This is a genomic window from Herpetosiphon llansteffanensis, assembly GCF_003205875.1.
Taxonomy (GTDB): domain Bacteria; phylum Chloroflexota; class Chloroflexia; order Chloroflexales; family Herpetosiphonaceae; genus Herpetosiphon; species Herpetosiphon llansteffanensis.
The window spans coordinates 1-6,997 of sequence record NZ_PUBZ01000005.1 but is presented as its reverse complement, the minus strand read 5'-3'; the positions used below and the strand labels follow the sequence as shown (position 1 = coordinate 6,997).

Sequence of the window (6,997 nt, the reverse complement as noted above, 5' to 3'; positions counted from 1 at the left end):
GGCTGGCGCTGGCGAGTGGGTGGGTCAAACAGCAGTTGATGATCGCGCAAGATGCGGTTGATCGTGGTGGGTGAACGGGGAATCCGGTCATTGGCCAGATCAGGATCGCGTTGGAGATAGGCAATGATGGTTTTGGCTCCGACGGTGCGATGGAACTGCGTGGCCAACTCCTGGCGCAAGGTCAGAATCCGCTCAATCACGCGATCACTCCAGGCGGGCGGTGGGGTTTTGCGGGCGCGTGATTGGCTCTGGCAGACGACATCGGGATCGGGATGGGGTGGCGAGCCAATGCGCTGTTTCCAGATGCGCACCCAATCGGGGGAGACGGTGAGCGCGGTGGCAAACTGGCGATTCGACCAGTCGGGGTTCGTGTGGAGCAATTCGTACAACGTTCGGCGGGTAGCAAACCAGCGATCCGTGACCATTGATGACCTCCGCAAGCCAAAAAATGGGGACGGTCACTATGATAGCGGATCGGTCGCCGATGATGTGGATGATCTGGGTGACGATGTACCTGATCAGCACACTCAGCCCACTGTGCCGATGGACGTGGTTGTACCAGTCCACGAACGCCGTCACCCACGCCCGCGCCTCCGCCAGACTGGCGAACCGATCCGGATAGGTGGGGCCATATTTCATGGTCTTAAACTGCGCCTCCGAGTACGGGTTGTCGTTCGAGACCGTTGGCCGGCTGTGCGAGCGCCGCACCCCGAGATCGGCCAGCAGGTCAGCGACCACGGTGGAGGTCATGGGCGCACCGCGATCGGCATGAATCGTCAGTTGGTCAGGCGCAATGCCCTCGCGCAGGCAGGCATCAGCCAGCACCTGTTCGGCCAACAGCGCCGCTTCGTGGGTGGCTAGCAGCCAGCCGACGATCATGCGGCTGAAGATGTCGAGCACGACGTACAGGCTGTACCACACCCCCGGCTGCGGCCCGCGCAGTTTGGTAATGTCCCAACTCCAGACCTGGCGCGGTGCGGTGGCCAGCAATTCAGGGCGGGTGGAGACCGGATGGCGGCGCACGGCGCGGCGCTCACGGGTGGCGGCATCGGCGCGCAGCAGACGATACATGGTGCGCCAGTGGCAGAGATAGATGCCCTCGTCAAGCAGGGTGGCGTAGATCGAGCGCGGGGCTTGATCGACAAAGCGCTCGCTGTTCAGGACAGCCCGCACGGCGGTTTGCTCGTCGGGACTGAGCATCCGCGGATGGCGACGGACGGTGCGCTGCCGCCGCACGGCGGCGGGTCGTTGGCGGCGGTAGACCGTGCTGCGCGGCACCCCAAGCGCCTGACACGCAGCGGTCATTCCGACGATGGGGGCAAGGTCGTGCACGCTGGCGATCATGATTCGTTGTCCATCGGCGCGGCTGATGCCAGTCCAAGCAGCGTGGCCATTTTTTTTTGGATATCGATGATGGCGGTGGCCTTGGTCAGCTGGTGCTGGAGGCGGGCGTTCTCGCGGCGAAGCCGGGCGTTCTCATCAGCCAGCGGATTGGCGGGCTGGGGCACGGGGCCAGGGCGCTGATTGTCCAAGGTGGTCGCGCCCCGACGAAGGCGCTGTCGCCACTTGGCCAGTTGCGAGGTGTACAGCCCATGTTGACGAAGGATCGCTCCCCGCCGTGGGTCGCCACGCGGGTAGGAGTCATACTCGTCCAGGATGGCCTGTCGCTCGGCGGTGGTCAACGTTGGTCGGTCAGTCGGGTGGTTCATGTCGTCCATGGAAGGTTCCTCGCGCCCTGATCAGAACGGATCTCAGCCAATGGAATCTGTCTCACTCGATATTAGCACACAGGGCAACGACCTACACCCTCGATCGCTATCTCGAACGTGAGGATACTAAGTGGGAGCATGCGCGTGAGATTTGTCAGGACTACGGCTACCATGATTTTCACGACCAGCCGTGGCATTTTCGGCTCATCCGCTGGCTCTATGCCCGCGCGTGGTTCAGCAATGAACGTCCCTTTGTCCTCTTTGAACACGCGATGGCGTGGCTCATGCAACATAAAGTCTTGTTACCTGGCCCAACCACCCTTGAGCGGCTGATTGGGACGATTCAAGAGCGGTCAACAACGCGGCTCTGGCAGATGATTGGCGGATCGCTTACGCCGACCCAACAGCAGCATCTAGACGATCTTGTCCGTGCTCCGACACCGAATCGGCAAAGCCCGCTTGATCGGCTTCGCAAGCCGCCAACCACGCCGACTGCCGTCGGCATGCTGGCGGGACTACAACGTCTCAAGGCTATTCGTGATCTGGGCATTGCAGCCCACCCAATTCCCATGGTTCCCGCTGGTCGATTAAAGACGTTGGCTCGCTACGCTATGGGGGCACGGGCGCAAGCCATTGCCGCCCTTCAGAACCCGCGACGACTCGCCACCCTGCGGGCTTGTGCCATGCAGCTTGAAGCATCCGCCCACGATGATGTGCTGGATATCTTTAACCAAATCATCAATGCCCTCTTTCTCTCCAATGAAACCCAGAAACAGAAAGCCCGAACGCGCTCGCTCAGCGACCTCGATGCCGCAGCCATGCAATTACAAGCCGTCTGCCAGATGCTGCTTGATCAGCAGTACGCCGATAGTGAAGTTCGTCCGCGTATTTTTCATGATCACGATCCCGCCCACATTGCCGCCGCAATTGCCACCGTCCGCAACCTTGTCCAGCCGAAACATGAACCTTTTGAAGCCCAATTGGACGGCACCTATCCTCACCTCCGCAGATTTCTCCCGACCCTGCTTGAGACCATTAACTTTGATGGAACGCTGAGCGGCAAGCCCGTGCTCGCAGCCCTTCAGTTTCTCCGGGCCTTGGATGCCCCAAATCCTCCAAAATTGCATCATGCACCTACGGAGGTTGTCGGTGCTCGGTGGCGGCGGCTTGTCCTCGATAGTGGCCAAGTCGTTGATCGGCAGTTTTATACATTTGCCGTTTTAGAGCGCTTGCATCAAAGTTTGGATCGCCGCGAAGTCTTTGTCTCCCCAAGCGAACGGTGGGGTGACCCACGCGCCATGCTCCTCAAACCCGATGCATGGGAGAGCGTGCGTACCCATATTTGTCGAACCTTGGGACGGCTGCGTGATCCCCACGCAGAATTAGCGCTCTTAGGCACCCAACTGGATGAGGCCTATGCCGAAACGGCAAAAAACTTGCCGGAGAATCCAGGAGTTCGGATTGAGAAGATCAACGACCATGATCGTCCCATTATTACTGGCCTCGATAAACTCGACGATCCACTGACCCTTAAGCAACTCCGGAGCGAGATCCAAGCCCGGATGCCGCGTGCGGATCTGCCAGAAATCTTGCTTGAAATCAACGCCATGACGGGCTTTGCCGATGAATTTACCCACCTGAGCGAGGGGGGAACCCGCGCCACCGATCTCAGTCTGAGTATCTGCGCCGTGTTGCTGGCCGAAGCATGCAATATTGGGCTGGAACCACTTGTGAATCAGAGTAATCCCGCCTTAACCCGAGAACGCTTAGCATGGGTGCAACAGAACTATATTCGACCAGAAACCCTGACGCGGGCCAATGCGCGTCTGGTTGCAGCGCAAGCAACCATCCCCATCGCACAGGCGTGGGGTGGTGGCGAAGTTGCATCCGTCGATGGTCTGCGCTTTGTTGTTCCGGTTCGCACGATCAATGCGGGCGGCAGCCCCAAGCATTTTCCGCGACAGCGGGGCGTGACTTGGTACAACGGGATTTCCGACCAAAACATGGGCTTTAATGCGATTGTCATTCCAGGGGCATTGCGCGATGCACCCTATTTGCTCAATGTCTTGTTAGAACAACAAACCCATCTCCAGATTAAAGAAGTGATGACCGATACAGCTGGGTATTCCGATATTGTCTTTGGCCTCTTTTGGCTGTTAGGGTATCAATTCAGTCCACGCTTGGCCGATCTCAAGGATATGCGCTTTTGGCGACTTGATCCGAAGGCCGACTATGGCCTTTTAAATGATGTTGGTCGCCACACCATTTCGACAAAAATCTGTAATGGTCAAATACCCTCTGCACTGCCCATGGGGTTGAGCAGCCGCTGCGTATAGACGGTGGGCGAGAGGCCATCAAGGCCACGCCCTTGGTGTGGCCGATCATTGTAGTCCAGGACAAAGGCTCCGAGGAGCGTGTCCAATTCGCCAGCAGTGTGCCATGTCTGGCCCCGCAGCCATTCCTTCAGCGTCCGCACCATCCGCTCCGCAATCCCATTGGTCTGTGGTCGCCGTCGGCTAATCGGCACATGCAGGAAGCCCTGCGTGCGGGTAAATGCCCGAAACGCATGCGCTGTGAAGTGGACACCCCGATCAGAAACGACAAAGGCCACCGAGGCGGGAAGGAGGTCTTGTAAGGCCACAACCACCTGATCGCTCGTGACATTCGGGCCATCACACAACAGCGGGAGTCCATAGCAGACTCGGGTGCAATTATCGGTGATCAGCAGAATGGCATACCACGTCGTCGTCACCACCGTCTCCCGAATCGCATCGCGGAGCCGCCGCTGTTCGGCCTGCCACACCTGGTCTTCCTGCGTGCGTTGCTGCAAGACCTGCCGTCGATGCGCCCGCAGCACCTCGTTTTGCTGCTTGTCTGTGCGTTGGGCCTCCCACATCCGTTGCAGTGCCACGCGGCGCTGTGCGGGGGTCATCGCGCAGTCAATGGCGTGCTGGTACTGCCGCTGGCGATCGGCAACCGTCCCGCGCGTCGTGAGCAGCTGCATCCACGCGCGATCTTCCTCCGCTCGCTGGAGCCGCGTGGTGCGACGGGCCGCCTGAAGCAGGGTGGCGTGATGCCGAAGTTCGATCCGCTGCTGGCGGATGGGATCGGGAACCGTGGTCGGTTTGGAGCGCCACCCATAGCGGTGATTGGCCGCTGCGGTATAGGCCTGCATCTGCTCGGCATAGGGCTGGTCGGGCGTGGCAAACACGGCTCCCGGAAACGTGGTGCTGCGAGCAGCGGGTGGGGTCGTGACGATTAATCGTCCAGACGAGCCACTGACGGCGGGAATGGCTTGATCGGCGGTGCGGGTGGTCGGGACAAAGCACAGGTCAATATTGACGGTTTGCCCTGGCACGTCGGCGGTGCGCGTTATGGGTCGGAAGGATCGTTTTTTTTTGCGGTGGCCGTCCACAAGGCATGATCGCGCAAGATCCGGGCGACGGTGTTAGGGCTGACTACGCGCTGCCACGCATTCCCTTTGGCCAGTTCATCCGCAATGCGGCGCTTGCCCCACGTCGGATGGGCCGTGCGGAGGGCCACAATCTGCGCCTCAATGGCGGCATCAGTGCGAGCTGGGTGTTTGGGGGCCGCACTGGCAAAGCCTACAAGCGCCGCATAGCCGCCCGTGATAAAGCGCGGCTTCCAATAATAGAACGTCCGACGGCCGACATGAGCGGTGCGACAGGCGAGCATGACATCACCCGTGGCTTCCCACGTCTCGAATAAGAGTCTTCGTTGCTGCGCCGTGGTGAGTGGAAAATGAATGCGTTTCGTCATGGTTCTATCGTACCAGCATGGGGGTCAGGATGCAAAGGGTATTTGACCATTACAAATTTGTCACGAATCGTTGCCATCCCTCAACCTGATCGAGCGCAGGCCGACCAAGCGGCAGCGGCGTTTATGGCCAAATACGAGCGCCAGTACCCATCAGCGATCCGCTGTATGCAACGCGATTGGGATGCCTGTTTGACCTTCTATGCCTATCCCGAAGGGCATTGGGTGAACATTCGGACCTCAAACATCATTGAACGGATGTTTGAGGAGGTCAAGAAGCGCAGCAAAAAAATGGCGACGGCGTTTCGGAATGAGGGCAGTTGTTTATTGCTCTTTTATGCGGTCGTTCGGACGCTCCAGCTTCGCAAAATTCGCATGCCTGGCTAAATTGATTTTGCACACTTCTTGACAAACCACCTACAAACGTCGGTTAATTGAGCGCGAGGATATCATAAAACTTATGATAACAGGAACCGATACAATTAGAGTTCTAGCAATAGCCGCCCCATCGCTATACTTTATTCCTACAATTAGGACAAATATATTAAGCAAGCACCACCCAATAACAGCAATTTTATAGGTTTTAGGGAGTACTTTTACAAAGGGATAGATCTTGATTTCGCTAAACGAGATCACAAATATGATTATGTAGCTAATTAACATAATATAAACGCCTGGATGAGGTATTTTTGTTACGATGGCATCTCGTCGATTATCACCAAACATAGATATAGAATGGTTTGCTTTTATAAAATAGTAAGCAACCGCATCCCATGCTGGCAAAGAAGTAATACTTGCCCACAAAAGCCGCCAGTGTGCACTCTCTACATCATTAATAAATCTATCGAAGGGAATCAATCCCAACAGTAATACAAGCGCCGTCAGGCTAAGGTTATATTCTATCTCGTATATGTGATGAGAGAGCAACTCTCCAAAGTACCAATAAGTAGATGGTTGGCCTTCCCACTGGAGCCAAGGAAATGCAAGAGACACACAAGCAATAAGCGTAGCAGCACGGGCCAATAGGCGTAAAATGTGCTGAAGCATTGTCCTTTTGCCTTTTAAAGGTATATATGTAGTCTCTACATCGGGCTTATTATCCTGTTCATAGTTACTTGTTCTTACAGATGTCATAGAGGCATCTATATTGGTAGATTGATGTATTCCCTGTGAGTGTGAAGATTGATTAGTCATAGTTGATAATAATATGTTGTTGAGATTTTTAATCTCTTCTTCACATAAACTAATTTTTTCCTTTGTAGATTCGATATCTATCTCTATATGTGCTGGCACATGAACACCAAACTTCGATGCTTGTAGTTCAAGCACTCGAAGTGTCTTCTTATATGAACGCACAAGCTCTTGATAATGCGCAATATCTTCTTGTATATCGCTTGATGTCATAGTACCTCAAACAAATACTATAAATTACGCTCTACTTGTTATTCAAAAAAGGATTCTTAAATAGATGTATATGTATAAAATAATGAAATTGTTCATAGATTATATTA

General features: G+C 55.6%; 5 protein-coding genes and 3 pseudogenes. 2 read left to right on the top strand and 6 right to left on the bottom strand.

What is annotated here, in order from left to right:
- The 3 genes and pseudogenes from C5S61_RS00160 to C5S61_RS00150 all read right to left on the bottom strand — a co-directional run.
- A pseudogene (locus C5S61_RS00160) lies at positions 1–425 on the bottom strand (integrase core domain-containing protein); the annotation flags it as partial.
- 115 nt (positions 426–540) lie between these two features.
- Positions 541–1,305, bottom strand: a pseudogene (locus tag C5S61_RS27195) (IS3 family transposase); the annotation flags it as partial.
- Positions 1,306–1,340: 35 nt separating this feature from the next.
- The gene (locus tag C5S61_RS00150) at positions 1,341–1,718 is read right to left on the bottom strand and encodes a transposase (protein ID WP_110513086.1); all 378 of its coding nucleotides are present in this window, start codon (positions 1,716–1,718) and stop codon (positions 1,341–1,343) included.
- Here C5S61_RS00150 and C5S61_RS00145 point away from each other — a divergent pair.
- Positions 1,619–4,045 (top strand): Tn3 family transposase, encoded by a 2,427-nt coding sequence (locus tag C5S61_RS00145; protein WP_110513082.1) that lies wholly within the window; start codon positions 1,619–1,621, stop codon positions 4,043–4,045. The genes C5S61_RS00150 and C5S61_RS00145 overlap by 100 nt on opposite strands.
- Here C5S61_RS00145 and C5S61_RS00140 read toward each other — a convergent pair.
- Together C5S61_RS00140 and C5S61_RS00135 are read right to left on the bottom strand one after the other, a co-directional pair.
- Positions 3,997–5,067: an integrase core domain-containing protein gene (locus C5S61_RS00140; RefSeq protein ID WP_110513080.1), complete on the bottom strand. Its 1,071-nt coding sequence runs from the start codon at positions 5,065–5,067 to the stop codon at positions 3,997–3,999. The genes C5S61_RS00145 and C5S61_RS00140 overlap by 49 nt on opposite strands.
- 14 nt (positions 5,068–5,081) lie before the next feature.
- Positions 5,082–5,489 carry a helix-turn-helix domain-containing protein gene (locus C5S61_RS00135; protein ID WP_110513078.1) on the bottom strand — a complete coding sequence of 136 codons (408 nt, stop codon included), beginning with the start codon at positions 5,487–5,489 and terminating at the stop codon, positions 5,082–5,084.
- On the opposite strand from C5S61_RS00135, the pseudogene C5S61_RS00130 reads away from it, so the two are divergent.
- Positions 5,472–5,780 (top strand): annotated as a pseudogene (locus C5S61_RS00130) (transposase); the annotation flags it as partial. The gene C5S61_RS00135 and the pseudogene C5S61_RS00130 overlap by 18 nt on opposite strands.
- A gap of 123 nt (positions 5,781–5,903) precedes the next feature.
- Here C5S61_RS00130 and C5S61_RS00125 read toward each other — a convergent pair.
- Positions 5,904–6,890, bottom strand: coding sequence for a hypothetical protein (locus C5S61_RS00125; RefSeq protein ID WP_110513076.1), 987 nt, complete (start codon positions 6,888–6,890; stop codon positions 5,904–5,906).
- Positions 6,891–6,997 lie beyond the last annotated feature (107 nt).